The following is a 16,259-nucleotide window of genomic DNA, read 5'->3' as shown; positions in this document are numbered from 1 at the left end:
CGCTAGACGTGAAGAGGATCTTCCGAGTTCTCGCGCCGACGCGTATCAGCCATTGGAACGTGCGGACAGCCGCCGACCGGGGTCTGAGAGAATTGGGCGTGTGATCTCCCGAATCGATCTGCGCGGCGACGCCCTCCCGAAGGGCCCCGCCCTGCGCGACCTGCTGCCCCGAGCCGACTTCGACGTCTCGGCCGCCCTGGAGAAGGTGCGTCCGATCTGCGAGGCCGTGCATCATCGTGGGGACGCGGCGCTGATCGACTTCGCCGAGAAGTTCGACGGCGTCCGCCTCACCTCCGTGCGGGTCCCGGCCGAGGCCCTCACGGACGCGCTGGACCGGCTCGACCCGGCCGTCCGCGCGGCCCTGGAGGAGTCCGTCCGCCGCGCCCGTCTCGTCCACCGCGAGCAGCGCCGCACCACGCACACCACCCAGGTCGTGCCCGGCGGCACCGTCACCGAGAAGTGGGTGCCGGTCGAGCGCGTCGGCCTCTACGCCCCCGGTGGCCGCTCGGTGTACCCCTCCTCCGTGATCATGAACGTGGTCCCGGCGCAGGAGGCGGGCGTCCCCTCGATCGCGCTGGCCTCCCCGGCGCAGGCGGAGTTCGGCGGCCTGCCGCACCCCACGATCCTCGCCGCGTGCGCCCTGCTCGGCGTCGACGAGGTGTACGCGGCCGGCGGCGCCACCGCCGTCGCGATGTTCGCGTACGGCACCGAGTCCTGCCCGCCGGCCAACATGGTCACCGGGCCGGGCAACATCTGGGTGGCCGCCGCCAAGCGGTACTTCACCGGCGTCATCGGCATCGACTCCGAGGCCGGCCCCACCGAGATCGCGGTCCTCGCCGACGACACCGCCGACCCGGCGCACGTCGCCGCCGACCTGATCAGCCAGGCCGAGCACGACCCGCTCGCCGCCGCCGTGCTCGTCACCGACTCCGTCGCGCTCGCCGACGCCGTCGAGAAGGAGCTGGGCCCGCAGGTCGAGGCCACCAAGCACATCGAGGACCGCATCCGCCCCGCCCTCGCGGGCCGCCAGTCCGCGATCGTCCTGGTCGACGGCGTCGACGAGGGCCTGCGGGTCGTCAACGCCTACGGCGCCGAACACCTGGAGATCCAGACCGCGGACGCCGCGGCGGTCGCCGAGCGCGTCGTCAACGCGGGCGCGATCTTCATCGGACCGTGGGCGCCGGTCTCGCTCGGCGACTACGCGGCGGGCTCCAACCACGTGCTCCCGACCGGCGGCTGCGCCTGCCACTCCTCCGGTCTGTCCGTCCAGTCCTTCCTGCGCGGCATCCACATCGTCGACTACACGCGGGACGCGCTGGCCGAGGTCGCGCACCACGTGGTCACGCTGGCGGAGGCGGAGGACCTGCCCGCGCACGGCGCGGCGATCAAGGCAAGGTTCGGCTGGAAGGTACCTGGTCAGTGAGCTTCGGAATCGACGACCTCCCCGTCCGGGACGAACTGCGCGGCAAGAGCCCCTACGGCGCGCCCCAGCTCGACGTCCCCGTACGGCTGAACACCAACGAGAACCCCTACCCCCTGCCCGAGCCGCTGGTGGAGCGGATCGCCGAGCGCGTGCGCGAGGCGGCGCGGAACCTCAACCGCTACCCCGACCGGGACGCGGTCGAGCTGCGGACCCGGCTCGCGGAGTACCTGACGCGGACCTCCGGGTACGCCGTGGACGTCACCAACGTCTGGGCGGCCAACGGCTCCAACGAGGTCATCCAGCAGCTGTTGCAGACCTTCGGCGGACCCGGCCGCACGGCCATCGGTTTCGAGCCGTCGTACTCGATGCACGGACTCATCGCCCGCGGCACCGGCACCGGCTGGATCTCCGGCCCCCGTCACGACGACTTCACCATCGACCTCGCGGCGGCCGAGCGGGCCGTCGCCGAGCACCGCCCCGACGTCGTCTTCGTCACCACCCCCAACAACCCCACGGGCAACGCGGTCCCCCGCGAGACGGTCCTCGCCCTGTACGAGGCCGCCCAGGCGGCCAAGCCGTCCATGGTCGTCGTCGACGAGGCGTACATCGAGTTCAGCCACGGCGACTCCCTGCTGCCGCTGCTCGAAGGACGGCCGAATCTCGTCGTCTCGCGCACCATGTCCAAGGCGTTCGGCGCCGCCGGACTGCGCCTCGGCTACCTCGCCGCGCACCCGGCGGTCGTGGACGCGGTCCAGCTCGTCCGGCTGCCCTACCACCTGTCCGCCGTCACCCAGGCGACCGCCCTGGCCGCCCTGGAGCACACCGACACCCTCCTCGGCTATGTCGAGCAGCTGAAGGCGGAGCGGGACCGGCTGGTCGCCGAGCTGCGCGCCATCGGCTACGACGTCACCGAGTCCGACGCCAACTTCGTGCAGTTCGGGACGTTCGACGACGCGCACGAGGTGTGGCGGAAGATCCTCGACCGGGGCGTCCTGGTCCGGGACAACGGCGTCCCGGGGTGGCTGCGGGTGACCGCCGGAACCCCCGCCGAGAACGACGCGTTCCTCGACGCGGTACGTGAATTGAAGAAGGAGCAGAGCGCATGAACCGCGTTGGACGCGTGGAGCGGGTCACGAAGGAGACGTCGGTCGTCGTCGAGATCAACCTCGACGGCACCGGCCGAACCGAGATCTCCACCGGGGTCGGCTTCTACGACCACATGCTCGACCAGCTCGGCCGCCACGGACTGTTCGACCTCACCGTGAAGACCGACGGCGACCTGCACATCGACTCCCACCACACCATCGAGGACACCGCCCTCGCGCTGGGCGCCGCCTTCAAGCAGGCCCTCGGCGACAAGGTGGGCATCTACCGCTTCGGCAACTGCACGGTCCCGCTGGACGAGTCCCTCGCCCAGGTCACCGTCGACCTCTCCGGCCGCCCCTACCTCGTGCACACCGAGCCCGAGAAGATGGCGCCGATGATCGGCGAGTACGACACCACGATGACCCGGCACATCCTGGAGTCCTTCGTCGCCCAGGCCCAGATCGCGCTGCACGTGCACGTGCCGTACGGGCGCAACGCCCACCACATCGTCGAGTGCCAGTTCAAGGCGCTGGCCCGCGCCCTGCGCTACGCCTCCGAGCGCGACCCGCGCGCGGCCGGGATCCTGCCCTCCACGAAGGGCGCGCTGTGAACGGCCTCTCGACCCTCCTGATCGTCGTCGGTCTGTTCCTGGTCGGCGGGATCATCTCCTTCGTCAAGCAGCAGATGCCGAAGGGCCTGATCGTGCTGCTCTCCATCGGCGCCGCGATGTGCCTGGTCGCGGGCGTCATGAGGCTGGAGGTGTGGAATTGAGCACCGAGAACGCGGGGGCGAGGACCACCCCCGCCAAGCGGGTCGTCGTCTTCGACTACGGCTTCGGCAACGTCCGCTCCGCCGAGCGCGCCCTCGCGCGTGCGGGAGCCGAGGTCGAGATAACGCGTGACTTCGACAAGGCCATGAACGCGGACGGACTGCTGGTGCCCGGCGTCGGTGCCTTCGCCGCCTGCATGCAGGGGCTGAAGGAGGCGCGCGGCGACTGGATCATCGACCGCAGGCTCGCCGGCGGACGCCCGGTCATGGGCATCTGCGTCGGCATGCAGATCCTGTTCGCGCGCGGCATCGAGCACGGCGTGGAGACCGAGGGCCTCGACGAGTGGCCCGGCGCGGTCGAGCCGCTCCAGGCCGAGATCGTGCCGCACATGGGCTGGAACACCGTCGACGCCCCGGCCGGCTCCGAGCTGTTCGCCGGCCTCGACGCCGACGCCCGCTTCTACTTCGTGCACTCCTACGCCGTCCACGACTGGTCCCTGGAGACGCACAACCCGAACATCACCGCGCCCAAGGTCACGTGGTCGACGCACGGCAAGCCCTTCGTGGCGGCCGTCGAGAACGGCGCCCTGTGGGCCACGCAGTTCCACCCCGAGAAGTCCGGCGACGCCGGAGCCCAGCTGCTGACCAACTGGATCGGAACCCTGTAGACCATGGCGAAGCTCGAACTCCTCCCCGCCGTCGACGTCCGCGACGGCCAGGCCGTCCGCCTCGTGCACGGCGAGTCCGGCACGGAGACCTCCTACGGCTCCCCGCTGGAGGCCGCCCTCTCCTGGCAGCGGGCGGGCGCCGAGTGGCTGCACCTGGTCGACCTGGACGCCGCGTTCGGCACCGGCGACAACCGCGAACTGGTCGCCGAGGTCACCAGGGCCATGGACATCAAGGTCGAACTGTCCGGGGGCATCCGGGACGACGCCTCCCTGGAGAAGGCCCTCGCCACCGGCTGCACCCGCGTCAACCTCGGCACCGCCGCCCTGGAGAGCCCCGAGTGGGTCGCCAAGGTCATCGCCGAGCACGGCGACCGGATCGCGGTCGGCCTCGACGTACGCGGCACGACCCTGAAGGGCCGCGGCTGGACCCGCGACGGCGGCGACCTCTACGAGACACTGGCGCGCCTCGACAAGGAGGGCTGCGCCCGGTACGTCGTCACCGACATCGCCAAGGACGGCACGCTCCAGGGCCCCAACCTGGAACTGCTGCGCAACGTCTGCGCGGTCACCGACCGTCCGGTCGTGGCCTCCGGCGGTGTGTCGTCCCTCGACGACCTGCGCGCCATCGCCGAACTGGTACCCCTCGGTGTCGAGGGCTCCATCGTCGGGAAGGCCCTCTACGCGAAGGCGTTCACCCTGGAAGAGGCCCTGGAGGCTGTGTCGTCATGACGTCCGATGACGTGCGGCGGGTGCGGAGCGGGAGTCCCTGGGAGGAGTCCTTCGGCTCCGCGCGTGCCGTCGCGGCGGGCGACCGCGTGCTGGTGGCGGGCACCACGTCCTTCAAGGGCGATGTCCTGTACGGGGAGGGCGACCCGTACGAGCAGGCCAAGGTGGCCTTCACCAGCGCGATCGAGGCGCTCGGCGAGTTCGGGCTCGGTGCCGAGTCCGTGATCCGGACGAGGATGTACCTGGCGCACCTGCGGGACGTCGACGCGGTCGGGCGGGCCCACCGGGAGCTGTTCGAGCCCGTGCGTCCCGCCGCGACCCTGCTGGTCGTGGACGGTTTCTTCGACCCGCGCATCCTCGTCGAAGTAGAAGTCGAAGCATTCAAGGGCCAGAGGCCCTCCTGAAGGAGCCGTGGATTCATGACCCTGGCGGTCCGAGTCATCCCCTGCCTGGACGTGGACAACGGCCGGGTCGTCAAGGGAGTCAACTTCCAGAACCTGCGTGACGCGGGCGACCCGGTCGAGATGGCCAAGGTGTACGACACCGAGGGCGCCGACGAGCTGACGTTCCTCGACATCACCGCGTCCTCCGGCAACCGCGAGACCACCTACGACGTGGTGCGCCGCACCGCCGAGCAGGTCTTCATCCCGCTGACCGTCGGCGGCGGCGTCCGCACCGCCGAGGACGTCGACAAGCTGCTGCGGGCCGGCGCGGACAAGGTCGGCGTGAACACCGCGGCGATCGCCCGCCCCGACCTGATCCGTGAGATCGCCGAGCGCTTCGGCCGCCAGGTCCTGGTCCTGTCGGTGGACGCCCGGCGCACGGAGTCCGGGTCCTTCGAGGTCACCACCCACGGCGGCCGCAAGGGCACGGGCATCGACGCCGTCGAGTGGGCCCACCGGGCCGCCGAACTGGGCGCCGGCGAGATCCTGCTCAACTCCATGGACGCCGACGGCACGAAGGACGGCTACGACCTGGAGATGATCACCGCCGTCCGCAAGCACGTCACGGTCCCCGTCATCGCCTCCGGCGGCGCGGGCCGGCTCACTGACTTCCCTCCGGCCATCGAGGCCGGCGCCGACGCCGTCCTCGCCGCCTCCGTCTTCCACTTCGGCGACCTCCGCATCGGCGAGGTCAAGAGCGCGCTCCGGGAGGCGGGTCACCCGGTCCGGTGACGCCGACGATTCCCCGGGCAGACCCCGGTCACCAGGTGACCGGGGCTCACGCGTGGGTTCGGGCGCGGGAACCGGCGGGCCGGGGCGGCCGGGGTCAGATGCCCAGTTGCTTCGTCTCGTGGAGTCTGGCGATGGCCTCCTTCTCGCCGTCCAGTTCCACGTCGGCGACCTGCTGGCGGCCGTAGAGGAACAGGAGCAGCTCCGAGGGCTCACCGGTGACCGTGACGACCGGGGTCCCGCGGTGGGCCACCGCCGTCCGGCCGTCCGGGCGGCGCAGCACCAGGCCGGTGGGGGAGCCGCGGCCCATGAGGCGGGCGGTGCGCTCCAGCCGGGACCACAGGGCGTCCTGGAAGACATGGTCGAGTTCGCGCGGCGACCAGTCGGGCTGGGCGCGGCGGATGTCCTCGGTGTGGACGTAGAACTCGATCGTGTTGGACGCCTCGTCGATCTGCTTCAGGGAGAAGGGCGAGAAGCGCGGCGGGCCGGTGCGGACGAGCTGGACCAGCTCCTCGTACGGCTTCGCGGCGAACTCCGCCATCACCCGGTCCAGGCGGGAGGCGAGCTGCTTGATGAGGATGCCCCCGGCGGCGTCGGGGCGACGCTCGCGCACCACCACATGCGCGGCCAGATCCCGGGTCGTCCAGCCCTCGCACAGGGTGGGGGCGTCGGGGCCCGCGGTGTCCAACAGGTCGGCGAAGAGGAGCCGTTCACGCTTGGCATGGGTCGACATGCCGCCAGCCTACGACCGGCGCCCCCGGCCGCCCAGGGCAGGCCCCGCCGACGCGCGGCCCTGGCGGGTTGTTCGTACGACGATACGGTCCGGCCTGTGGACAACGGGCGGGGCGGATCGCCGCGGCGCGGCACAATGGCACGCATGACCAGCACGCCGTCCCCCAGCAGCCCCAGCGGTCCCGGCGCCCCGAGCGGCCCCGGCACGCCCAGCGCGCTGGACCCCGAGATCGCCGCGCGCCTCAAGCGCAGCGCCGACGGGCTCCTGCCCGCCATCGCCCAGCAGTACGACACCGGCGAGGTGCTCATGCTCGGCTGGATGGACGACGAGGCGCTCCACCGCACCCTCACCACCGGACGCTGCACCTACTGGTCGCGCAGCCGCCGCGAGTACTGGGTGAAGGGTGACACCTCCGGCCACTTCCAGTGGGTGAAGTCGGTCGCCCTGGACTGCGACGCCGACACCGTCCTCGTCAAGGTCGACCAGGTCGGCGCCGCCTGCCACACCGGCGCCCGCACCTGCTTCGACGAGGACGTCCTCAAGACCGTCGAGGGCGGCGCCGATTCCGGCGTACCGCCACTGGATCAGTAAGGTCAGCCGCCATGGACCTCGAGACCTTCCGCAAGCTGGCCTCCGACCGCCGGGTCATCCCCGTCAGCCGCAAGCTCCTCGCCGACGGCGACACCCCGGTCGCCCTCTACCGCAAGCTCGCCGCCGAGCGCACCGGCACCTTCCTCCTGGAGTCGGCGGAGAACGGCCGCTCGTGGTCCCGCTACTCCTTCGTCGGCGTCCGCAGCCAGGCCACCCTCACCGCGCGGAACGGCCAGGCGCACTGGCTCGGCACCCCACCAGTCGGCGTCCCGGCCGACGGCGACCCCCTCGCCGCCCTGCGCGCCACCATCGAGGCGCTCCACACCCCGCACCAGGAGGGCATGCCCCCCTTCACCGGCGGCATGGTGGGCTACCTGGGCTACGACATCGTGCGCCGCCTGGAGAAGATCGGCCCCGGCGAGCAGGACGACCTGCGGCTGCCCGAGCTGACCATGCTGCTGACGAGCGACCTGGCGGTCATGGACCACTGGGAGGGTTCGGTCCTGCTGATCGCCAACGCCATCAACCACAACGACCTGGACACGGGCGTCGACGAGGCCTACGCCGACGCGGTCGCCCGCCTCGACGCCATGCAGGCCGACCTCACCCGGCCCGTCGCCCAGCCCCCGGCGGTCCTCCCGCCCTCCGAGCTGCCCGAGTACACCGCGCGCTGGGGCGGCCCCGACTTCCAGGAGGCCGTCGAGGACATCAAGGAGCGCATCCGCGCGGGCGAGGCGTTCCAGGTCGTCCCCTCCCAGCGCTTCGAGACCCCGTGCACGGCGAGCGCGCTCGACGTCTACCGCGTCCTCAGGGCCACCAACCCCTCCCCGTACATGTACCTGTTCCGGTTCGACGGCTTCGACGTCGTCGGCTCCTCGCCCGAGGCCCTGGTCAAGGTCGAGGACGGACAGGCCATGGTCCACCCCATCGCCGGCACCCGGCACCGGGGCGCCACCCCGCAGGAGGACCAGGCCCTCGCCGACGAACTCCTCGCCGACCCCAAGGAACGCGCCGAGCACCTGATGCTCGTGGACCTCGGGCGCAACGACCTGGGCCGGGTCTGCGAACCGGGCTCGGTCGAGGTCGTCGACTTCATGTCCATCGAGCGGTACTCCCACGTCATGCACATCGTGTCCACCGTCACCGGCCGCGTCGCCCCCGGCCGCACCGCGTTCGACGTGCTGACCGCCTGCTTCCCCGCCGGCACCCTCTCCGGCGCGCCCAAGCCGCGCGCCATGCAGATCATCGACGAGCTGGAGCCCTCCCGCCGCGGCCTGTACGGCGGCTGCGTCGGCTATCTCGACTTCGCGGGCGACTCGGACACCGCCATCGCCATCCGCACCGCCCTGCTGCGCGACGGCACGGCGTACGTCCAGGCCGGCGCCGGCATCGTCGCCGACTCCGACCCCGTCGCCGAGGACACCGAGTGCCGCAACAAGGCGGCGGCCGTGCTGCGCGCCGTGCACACGGCGAACCGGCTCGGACAATAGGGCGCTTCTCACGTCAGCCCCGGGTGACGATCCACCCGGGGCTCAGGCGATAGTGGAGTACGTGACCGCAGTACCTCACCCCCGTTCCGAGCCCGCGTCCGTCCGCTCCGGCCGGCGCAGCCTCGCCCTGGCGCTGCTGAGCGGCGCGCTCGGCGCCGCCGTCGCGCTGCTCGCCACCCGCCAGCGCTGGTCCGAGGGCACGGCGTCGGTGGCCGGCGGCGCCTTCCCGCTGACCGCCAAGGGCAGCGACGTCACGGGCGTGCCCGCGGCCCTCGCCATCGTGGGCCTCGCCGCGCTCGTCGCCGTCTTCGCCGTCCGCCGCTCCGGGCGCGTCCTGGTCGCCGTGCTGCTCGCCCTCTCCGGCGCGGGCACCATCGCCGCCGCGCTGTTCGGCGCCCACGACAGCTCGGCGCTCGACGACAAGGCCGCCGAGGCGTCCGGTGACACCTCCGCCACCGTCGACGCGCTCAGCCACACCGGCTGGCCGTACGTCGCGGCGGTCGGCGGCGCCCTGATCCTGCTGGCCGGGCTGCTCGCCCTGCGGTACGGACGGCTGTGGCCCGGGATGTCCGGCCGCTACGAGCGCGACGGCACCCCCCGGCAGCGCAAGGCCAAGCCGGTGGACCCCGAGCGGCCCGAGGACATGTGGAAGGCCCTGGACCGCGGCGAGGACCCGACGGGACGCGACCCCGTCTAGCCGGGCGGGGGCGGACCCCCGCTCAAGGCACTCGGGGGCGTACGGGACAATGGACGACGAGCGTCCGACTCACCACCGGCATCGAGCGACGGGCATCGAGCGACACGCATCAAGCGGCACGCTTCGAGCACTCGCACAGAGCAACTGAGCAACGAGGAGCAAAGTCATGGCGGGCAGCAGCCACGGCCACACCCCGGCCGCCTGGACCGGCGTCACCATCGCCTTCATCGGTTTCTGCGTCTCGGGCGCCTACATGGTGATGGCCGAACCGCTGGGATTCTGGGCGGGCATGGTCATCGTGCTCCTCGGCGGTGTGGTGGGTCTGATCATGAGGGCGATGGGCCTCGGCCAGACCAAGTCGGCGCACGGCGACGACTGGTCGGGCGCGGCGAAGGAAGAGGCCAAGGCCATCGCCGGCGAGCCCGTCCCCGCCAAGAGCTGACGTTCCGCGCCAGGGCGGTCCGGTCGCCGCAGGGCACCCGGCCGCCCTTCCCGCGCGCGTGCGACGCCCGCCGGGCACAATGCGGGGTGTGAACGCCGCCGAGCCCCAGCCAGGCCCGCCCGTCGCGCCTCACCCGCACGCCTCCCAGGCCCCCCGGGCCGTCCCGGCCCCGGGCGGAGCGCTGCGGCGGGTCGGGCTGCCCGCCGTCGCGCTCACGGCCGTCGGCGGGGCCTTCGCGTACGTCGCGGCCGTCGACCCGAACGAACCCGGCCACTACCCCGTCTGCCCGCTCTGGCGCCTCACCGGCCTGTACTGCCCCGGCTGCGGCGGACTGCGCAGCGCCCACGCCTTCGCCCACGGCGACCTCGCCACCGCCCTCACGGACAACGCGCTGGCCGTGGCCGCCTTCCTGGCCTTCGCCGTGCTGTGGACCGTATGGGTGGTCCGGGCGGCACGCGGACAGCCCTTCCGGCTCGAACTGCGGCCCGTGGCCCTGTGGGCGCTCGGCGCGTCGGTGCTGGTCTTCACGGTTGTCCGGAACCTGCCGTTCGGGGGAGGGCTTCATCCTTGATCGGACGGGGAAGGTCCAGGATGGAGGCACCTCCCGCCCGAGCCGGGCGAAGCTGGTCCGACGGTGGGGGAGGGACCGCCGTCAACCGGATGCGAGAGCTGTGCCCCGGTCCGGCTACCATCGCAGTGAACTGCCAGGACCCTGGGAAGCGCTCGACAGCCGGAACGCGACTGTCGAAAGCTGTCACCGAACGCAACCGTCTGAAAGGGGGCCGCTCGCGTGAGTGTGCTCGACGAGATCATCGACGGAGTCCGTGCCGACCTTTCGGAGCGGCAGGCCAGCGTCAGCCTCGAAGAGCTCAAGGAGCGCGCGGCGAAGGCTCCGGCGGCCAAGGACGGCGCGGCCGCCCTGCGCGGTGACGGCGTCAAGGTGATCTGCGAGGTCAAGCGTTCCAGCCCCTCCAAGGGCGCGCTGGCCGCGATCGCCGACCCGGCCGGCCTCGCCGCCGACTACGAGGCGGGCGGCGCGGCGGTCATCTCCGTCCTCACCGAACAGCGCCGCTTCGGCGGTTCGCTGGCCGACCTGGAGGCCGTGCGGGCCCGCGTGGACATCCCCGTCCTGCGCAAGGACTTCATCGTCACCTCCTACCAGCTGTGGGAGGCCCGGGCCTACGGCGCCGATCTGGCCCTGCTGATCGTCGCGGCCCTCGACCAGCCCGCCCTGGAGTCCCTGATCGAGCGGGCCGAGTCCATCGGGCTCACCCCGCTCGTCGAGGTGCACGACGAGGACGAGGTCGAGCGGGCCGTCGACGCGGGTGCCCGGGTGATCGGCGTCAACGCGCGCAACCTCAAGACCCTCGAAGTGGACCGCACCACCTTCGAGCGTGTCGCCCCCGAGATCCCCGACCACATCGTCAAGGTCGCCGAGTCCGGCGTCCGCGGCCCCCACGACCTCATCGCCTACGCCAACGCCGGCGCGGACGCGGTCCTCGTGGGCGAGTCCCTCGTCACCGGCAAGGACCCGAAGACCGCCGTCGCCGACCTCGTCGCCGCCGGCGAGCACCCGGCGCTGCGCCACGGCCGGAGCTGACGGGCGCCATGACCGACCGCACCACCGCCGCCCACCGGACCGGGCACGTCCCGGCCGGGGCGGCGGGGTGCGTACGGGCGGCCACGACGGCCTCGCCCATGACCGGTACGACCGAGCCCGATATCCCTCACACGGGTGAGATCGGGCCGGTAGGCTGTGCCCCGATGTTCTCGCTCACCATGACCGCCAGGGACCCTTACGCCCGCCTCGCGCGCGGGTGCCGTCCCCGTGGCTGCCGGGCGCCAGCGCGCCGGGTCCACGGGCGCCGGGTCCGCTATGTCATCGGTGACGAGCCGGGCCAGGTGAACGGCATGCGATGGCCCCGGCCCGTGTCACCCGCGGTGAGCTGAGCCGGTTTCCGCTCCGCACACCGGGTGACGCCTGTCCACCGGACGACGAGTACGGCTCCGGCCGGTTCCGCGGCACCGCACGAGCGGCCGCCCGCGGACGCCTCGCAACGCCCCCGTCCCCGTCTCCGGTGATGTCCCTCTACGGGCCTCTCATCGTCCGATCGACATCGGGGCTCACGCCCCTGTGAGGTAATCGCATGTCCAGCGAGTTCTTCATCCCCGACCCCGAGGGTCAGGTCCCCAGCGCCGCGGGGTATTTCGGCGCCTACGGCGGCAAGTTCATCCCTGAGGCGCTGGTCGCCGCCGTGGACGAGGTCGCCGTCGAGTACGACAAGGCGAAGGCCGACCCCGAGTTCGCGCGCGAGCTCGACGACCTGCTCGTCCACTACACCGGTCGGCCCAGCGCGCTGACCGAGGTGCCCCGGTTCGCCGAGCACGCCGGTGGCGCCCGGGTGTTCCTCAAGCGTGAGGACCTCAACCACACCGGCTCCCACAAGATCAACAATGTGCTGGGGCAGGCCCTGCTCACCAAGCGCATGGGCAAGACCCGGGTCATCGCCGAGACCGGCGCGGGCCAGCACGGCGTCGCCACCGCCACCGCCTGCGCGCTCTTCGGCCTCGACTGCACCATCTACATGGGCGAGATCGACACCCAGCGCCAGGCCCTGAACGTGGCCCGCATGCGCATGCTGGGCGCCGAGGTCGTCGCCGTGAAGTCCGGTTCCCGCACGCTCAAGGACGCCATCAACGAGGCGTTCCGCGACTGGGTGGCCAACGTCGACCGCACCCACTACCTCTTCGGCACGGTCGCCGGCCCGCACCCCTTCCCCGCCATGGTCCGCGACTTCCACCGGGTCATCGGCGTCGAGGCCCGGCGCCAGCTCCTGGAGCGCGCCGGGCGGCTGCCCGACGCCGCCGTCGCCTGTGTGGGCGGCGGCTCCAACGCCATCGGCCTCTTCCACGCCTTCATCCCGGACGCCTCCGTACGCCTCATCGGCTGCGAGCCCGCGGGCCACGGCGTCGAGACCGGCGAGCACGCGGCGACGCTGACCGCCGGTGAGCCGGGCATCCTGCACGGCTCACGGTCGTACGTCCTCCAGGACGAGGAAGGGCAGATCACCGAGCCGTACTCGATCTCGGCCGGTCTGGACTACCCGGGCATCGGCCCCGAGCACGCGTACCTCAAGGACAGCGGCCGCGGCGAGTACCGCGCGGTCACCGACGACGCGGCGATGCAGGCGCTGCGGCTGCTGTCGCGCACCGAGGGCATCATCCCGGCGATCGAGAGCGCCCACGCGCTCGCCGGTGCCCTGGAGGTCGGCAGGGAGCTGGGTGAGGACGGGCTGATCGTGGTCAACCTGTCCGGGCGCGGCGACAAGGACATGGACACCGCGGCCCGCTACTTCGGTCTCTACGACGAGGGGACCGACGCCGAGGTCGCCGCCAACGCCGCCGACACCGCCGAGATCGAGGGGGACGCCAAGTGAGCGGGAACATCCAGCTGTTGAGTGACACCCTCGCCGCCGCCAAGGCGGAGGGGCGGTCCGCGCTCATCGCCTATCTGCCGGCCGGGTTTCCGACCGTCGACGGCGGTATCGCCGCGATCAAGGCGGTCTTCGAGGGCGGCGCCGACGTCGTCGAGGTCGGTCTGCCGCACAGCGACCCGGTCCTCGACGGCCCGGTCATCCAGACGGCCGACGACATCGCCCTGCGCGGCGGCCTCAAGATCGCGGACGTGATGCGCACGGTGCGGGAGGCGTTCGAGGCCACCGGCAAGCCCGTCCTCGTCATGACGTACTGGAACCCCATCGACCGCTACGGCGTCGAGCGCTTCACCGCCGAGCTCGCGGAGGCCGGCGGGGCGGGCTGCATCCTGCCCGACCTGCCCGTGCAGGAGTCGGCGCTGTGGAGGGAGCACGCCGAGAAGCACGGCCTCGGCACGGTCTTCGTGGTCGCGCCCAGCAGCAAGGACGCCCGCCTCGCCGAGATCACCGCGGCGGGCAGAGGCTTCGTCTACGCCGCCTCGCTGATGGGCGTCACAGGAACCCGGGAGTCGGTCGGCGCGCAGGCGCAGGACCTGGTGCAGCGCACCCGGGCCACGGGCTCCGGCCTGCCGGTCTGCGTCGGCCTCGGCGTCTCCAACGCCGAGCAGGCCGCCGAGGTCGCCGGGTTCGCCGACGGGGTGATCGTCGGCTCCGCGTTCGTGAAGCGGATGCTGGACGCCCCCGACGAGGCGGCCGGCCTGGACGCCGTACGGGAACTGGCCGGGGACCTCGCCAAGGGCGTGCGCCGGAGTGTGTGACGGGCGCGTCCGCCCCGGCGGATGAGGGGCGCGTGACGTTCACCCGTTTGTCGTACGGGGCGGGCCGGACGTAACGGGTCATCCGCTCACTCGAAGGGGTGGAAGTGGGATCGGGGAGGCGCGGTGCGCCTCCCCGGTTCGTTCTGCGGGATGTGAGCGAGAAGAACCGTGAGGGAAAGCGCACCGCCCGTGAGCGGCTGGCGGAGGAGCGCGAGAAGCAGAAGGCCGCCGAGAAGCGCCGGCGGGCGTTGATCGTGGGTGCCTCGGTGGTGTGCGTCCTGGGACTGGCCGCCGTGATCGGCGTCGTCGCGGCGAACGCGGGCAAGGACGACGGCGGCGACGCCGCGGGCCCGGTCGTGGCGCCTTCCGGGGCCAACGGCGAGAACAGCCTCGCGATCCCCGTCGGGGACGCCGGTGCCAGGTCCACCCTCACGGTCTGGGAGGACTTCCGCTGCCCGGCCTGCAAGTCCTTCGAGGACGCGTACCGCTCGACGATCCACGAACTGACCGAGGCCGGTCAGCTGAAGGTGGAGTACCGCCTCGTCACCCTGATCGACGGGAACATGGGCGGCAGCGGCTCCCGCAAGGCCGCCAACGCCGCCGCGTGCGCGCAGAACGCGGGCAAGTTCCCCGCGTACCACGACGTGCTGTACCAGAACCAGCCTCCCGAGACCGACGACGCCTTCTCGCGGAACAGCACGCTGACCGATCTGGCGCAGAAGGTCGACGGCCTCGACACGCCCGCGTTCCGCACCTGCGTCGAGAACGGCACCCACGACGCCTGGGTGGGGAAGTCGAACGAGGCGTTCCAGAAGGGCGGCTTCGGCGGCACCCCGAGTGTCTTCCTCAACGGCACCAACATCTACGCCGACCGGTCGATGACCCCGGCCAAGCTGAAGCAGATGGTGGAGAAGAACGCCCAGGGGTGACACCGCGGCGGCGCCCGGCCCCCAGGAAACCCTGTGGCGTCCGGGAGTTCGCGGTACGGCGTTATGGACCCGTTGCCGGGCCGCCTGCCGTCGGCCGGGCCCGGCAGGGTAGCGTCGACCCTGCCATGGAACTTGCCTACATTCCCAGCCCGTCGCGCGGGGTGCTGTACCTCGGTCCCGTCCCGCTGCGCGGCTACGCCTTCTGCATCATCATCGGTGTCTTCGTAGCCGTCTGGCTCGGCAACAAACGCTGGATCGCCCGGGGCGGGCGCGCCGGTACCGTCGCCGACATCGCGGTCTGGGCCGTTCCCTTCGGTCTGATCGGCGGCCGGCTCTACCACGTGATCACGGACTACGAGCTGTACTTCAGCGAGGGCCGTGACTGGGTGGACGCCTTCAAGGTGTGGGAGGGCGGCCTCGGCATCTGGGGCGCGATCGCCCTCGGTGCCGTGGGCGCGTGGATCGGCTGTCGCCGCCGTGGCATCCCGCTGCCCGCGTACGCCGACGCCGTCGCGCCCGGCATCGCCCTCGCACAGGCCATCGGGCGCTGGGGCAACTGGTTCAACCAGGAGCTGTACGGCAAGCCGACGGACCTGCCGTGGGCCCTGGAGATCACGTCCTCCACGGACGGGCGGATGCCGGGCACCTACCACCCGACGTTCCTGTACGAGTCGCTGTGGTGCATCGGTGTCGCGGTGCTGGTCATCTGGGCCGACCGGCGGTTCAGGCTCGGACACGGGCGGGCGTTCGCGCTGTACGTCGCGTCGTACTGCGCGGGGCGGTTCTGGATCGAGTACATGCGGGTCGACGACGCGCACCACATCCTGGGGCTGCGGCTCAACAACTGGACCGCGCTGTTCGTGTTCGTCCTCGCCGTGATCTACATCGTGCTGTCGGCCCGGAAGCGGCCGGGACGCGAGGAGATCGTCGAGCCGGGCGCCGGTGACGGCGACGACGATTCCGTGGCCCTGAAGAAGGACGCGGACGCGGAGTCGGATGAGACCGCCGAGGCCGCCGACAAGGCGTCCGAGTCCGGGAAGCCCGCGAAGACCACGGAGAAGGCCGCCGACAAGGGAACCGACTCCGGCAAGCCCTCGGACAAGGCTTCCGAGGCGGCCGAGAAGAAGGCCGACGCGAAGACCGACAAGGGCGCGAAGGCCGAGAAGGACGCGAAGGCCGAGAAGGACGCGAAGGTCTCGGACGCCGCGCCGCAGGCCGCCGAGAAGAGCTGAGGCCCCGCTCGCCCCGCCGCGGTCCGCCGCCTCGCGACGGACGTCGTCCC

Annotated in this window: 20 protein-coding genes; 19 read left to right on the top strand and 1 reads right to left on the bottom strand. The window is 72.0% G+C overall.

Features of this window, described 5'->3' with window-relative positions:
• The first annotated feature begins 100 nt into the window (after positions 1-100).
• From hisD to hisF, 8 genes are read left to right on the top strand one after another with little or no spacing between them, the layout of a single operon-like run.
• Entirely contained in the window at positions 101-1,423 is a 1,323-nt protein-coding gene (hisD, locus tag ACZ4Z2_RS05885; RefSeq protein WP_468072756.1) for a histidinol dehydrogenase, read from the top strand.
• On the top strand, positions 1,420-2,529 hold the full coding sequence (locus tag ACZ4Z2_RS05880) for a histidinol-phosphate transaminase (RefSeq protein ID WP_468072754.1): 1,110 nt from the start codon (positions 1,420-1,422) through the stop codon (positions 2,527-2,529). The genes hisD and ACZ4Z2_RS05880 overlap by 4 nt, the downstream gene beginning before the upstream one ends.
• The gene (gene hisB / locus ACZ4Z2_RS05875; RefSeq protein WP_055512118.1) at positions 2,526-3,119 is read left to right on the top strand and encodes an imidazoleglycerol-phosphate dehydratase HisB; all 594 of its coding nucleotides are present in this window, start codon (positions 2,526-2,528) and stop codon (positions 3,117-3,119) included. The genes ACZ4Z2_RS05880 and hisB overlap by 4 nt, the downstream gene beginning before the upstream one ends.
• Positions 3,116-3,280 (top strand): hypothetical protein, encoded by a 165-nt coding sequence (locus tag ACZ4Z2_RS05870; RefSeq protein ID WP_468072752.1) that lies wholly within the window; start codon positions 3,116-3,118, stop codon positions 3,278-3,280. The genes hisB and ACZ4Z2_RS05870 overlap by 4 nt, the downstream gene beginning before the upstream one ends.
• Positions 3,277-3,945: an imidazole glycerol phosphate synthase subunit HisH gene (gene hisH, locus ACZ4Z2_RS05865; RefSeq protein WP_468072750.1), complete on the top strand. Its 669-nt coding sequence runs from the start codon at positions 3,277-3,279 to the stop codon at positions 3,943-3,945. The genes ACZ4Z2_RS05870 and hisH overlap by 4 nt, the downstream gene beginning before the upstream one ends.
• Positions 3,946-3,948: 3 nt before the next feature.
• Positions 3,949-4,674 (top strand): bifunctional 1-(5-phosphoribosyl)-5-((5-phosphoribosylamino)methylideneamino)imidazole-4-carboxamide isomerase/phosphoribosylanthranilate isomerase PriA, encoded by a 726-nt coding sequence (priA, locus tag ACZ4Z2_RS05860; protein WP_055512123.1) that lies wholly within the window; start codon positions 3,949-3,951, stop codon positions 4,672-4,674.
• Positions 4,671-5,075: a RidA family protein gene (locus ACZ4Z2_RS05855; protein ID WP_468072748.1), complete on the top strand. Its 405-nt coding sequence runs from the start codon at positions 4,671-4,673 to the stop codon at positions 5,073-5,075. The genes priA and ACZ4Z2_RS05855 overlap by 4 nt, the downstream gene beginning before the upstream one ends.
• Positions 5,076-5,090: 15 nt before the next feature.
• Entirely contained in the window at positions 5,091-5,846 is a 756-nt protein-coding gene (hisF, locus tag ACZ4Z2_RS05850) for an imidazole glycerol phosphate synthase subunit HisF (protein ID WP_468072746.1), read from the top strand.
• Between the two features lie 94 nt (positions 5,847-5,940).
• Here hisF and ACZ4Z2_RS05845 read toward each other — a convergent pair whose 3' ends face one another.
• Positions 5,941-6,576, bottom strand: coding sequence for a TIGR03085 family metal-binding protein (locus ACZ4Z2_RS05845; RefSeq protein ID WP_468072745.1), 636 nt, complete (start codon positions 6,574-6,576; stop codon positions 5,941-5,943).
• A gap of 144 nt (positions 6,577-6,720) precedes the next feature.
• Here ACZ4Z2_RS05845 and hisI point away from each other — a divergent pair, with 144 nt between their 5' ends.
• The 11 genes from hisI (at position 6,721) to lgt (ending at position 16,209) form a co-directional block, all read left to right on the top strand.
• Positions 6,721-7,167, top strand: a complete 447-nt coding sequence (gene hisI, locus ACZ4Z2_RS05840) for a phosphoribosyl-AMP cyclohydrolase (protein WP_468072743.1) — start codon at positions 6,721-6,723, stop codon at positions 7,165-7,167.
• An 11-nt stretch (positions 7,168-7,178) separates the two neighbouring features.
• Complete coding sequence (locus ACZ4Z2_RS05835) at positions 7,179-8,657, top strand: anthranilate synthase component I (RefSeq protein WP_468072741.1); 1,479 nt, start codon at positions 7,179-7,181, stop codon at positions 8,655-8,657.
• Between the two features lie 52 nt (positions 8,658-8,709).
• Positions 8,710-9,354, top strand: coding sequence for a TIGR02234 family membrane protein (locus tag ACZ4Z2_RS05830; RefSeq protein WP_468072739.1), 645 nt, complete (start codon positions 8,710-8,712; stop codon positions 9,352-9,354).
• A 166-nt stretch (positions 9,355-9,520) separates the two neighbouring features.
• A complete protein-coding gene (locus ACZ4Z2_RS05825) occupies positions 9,521-9,796 on the top strand; it encodes an HGxxPAAW family protein (RefSeq protein WP_468072737.1) in 276 nt (91 codons plus the stop codon).
• A 79-nt stretch (positions 9,797-9,875) separates the two neighbouring features.
• Positions 9,876-10,367: a DUF2752 domain-containing protein gene (locus ACZ4Z2_RS05820; protein ID WP_468072735.1), complete on the top strand. Its 492-nt coding sequence runs from the start codon at positions 9,876-9,878 to the stop codon at positions 10,365-10,367.
• Positions 10,368-10,586: 219 nt separating this feature from the next.
• Entirely contained in the window at positions 10,587-11,396 is an 810-nt protein-coding gene (gene trpC, locus ACZ4Z2_RS05815; RefSeq protein WP_468072734.1) for an indole-3-glycerol phosphate synthase TrpC, read from the top strand.
• Between the two features lie 8 nt (positions 11,397-11,404).
• The gene (gene trpM / locus ACZ4Z2_RS05810; protein ID WP_468072732.1) at positions 11,405-11,746 is read left to right on the top strand and encodes a tryptophan biosynthesis modulator TrpM; all 342 of its coding nucleotides are present in this window, start codon (positions 11,405-11,407) and stop codon (positions 11,744-11,746) included.
• 197 nt (positions 11,747-11,943) lie between these two features.
• Positions 11,944-13,233 (top strand): tryptophan synthase subunit beta, encoded by a 1,290-nt coding sequence (trpB, locus tag ACZ4Z2_RS05805; RefSeq protein ID WP_468072730.1) that lies wholly within the window; start codon positions 11,944-11,946, stop codon positions 13,231-13,233.
• Positions 13,230-14,048 carry a tryptophan synthase subunit alpha gene (gene trpA, locus ACZ4Z2_RS05800; RefSeq protein WP_468072728.1) on the top strand — a complete coding sequence of 273 codons (819 nt, stop codon included), beginning with the start codon at positions 13,230-13,232 and terminating at the stop codon, positions 14,046-14,048. The genes trpB and trpA overlap by 4 nt, the downstream gene beginning before the upstream one ends.
• A gap of 152 nt (positions 14,049-14,200) precedes the next feature.
• Positions 14,201-14,977: a thioredoxin domain-containing protein gene (locus tag ACZ4Z2_RS05795; RefSeq protein WP_468072727.1), complete on the top strand. Its 777-nt coding sequence runs from the start codon at positions 14,201-14,203 to the stop codon at positions 14,975-14,977.
• 125 nt (positions 14,978-15,102) lie between these two features.
• On the top strand, positions 15,103-16,209 hold the full coding sequence (lgt, locus tag ACZ4Z2_RS05790; protein WP_468072725.1) for a prolipoprotein diacylglyceryl transferase: 1,107 nt from the start codon (positions 15,103-15,105) through the stop codon (positions 16,207-16,209).
• Positions 16,210-16,259 lie beyond the last annotated feature (50 nt).

It is taken from the genome of Streptomyces sp. NPDC030183, from assembly GCF_055573455.1.
The sequence above is the reverse complement of the archived record's forward strand: the minus strand, read 5'-3'. Positions and strand labels throughout refer to the sequence as shown.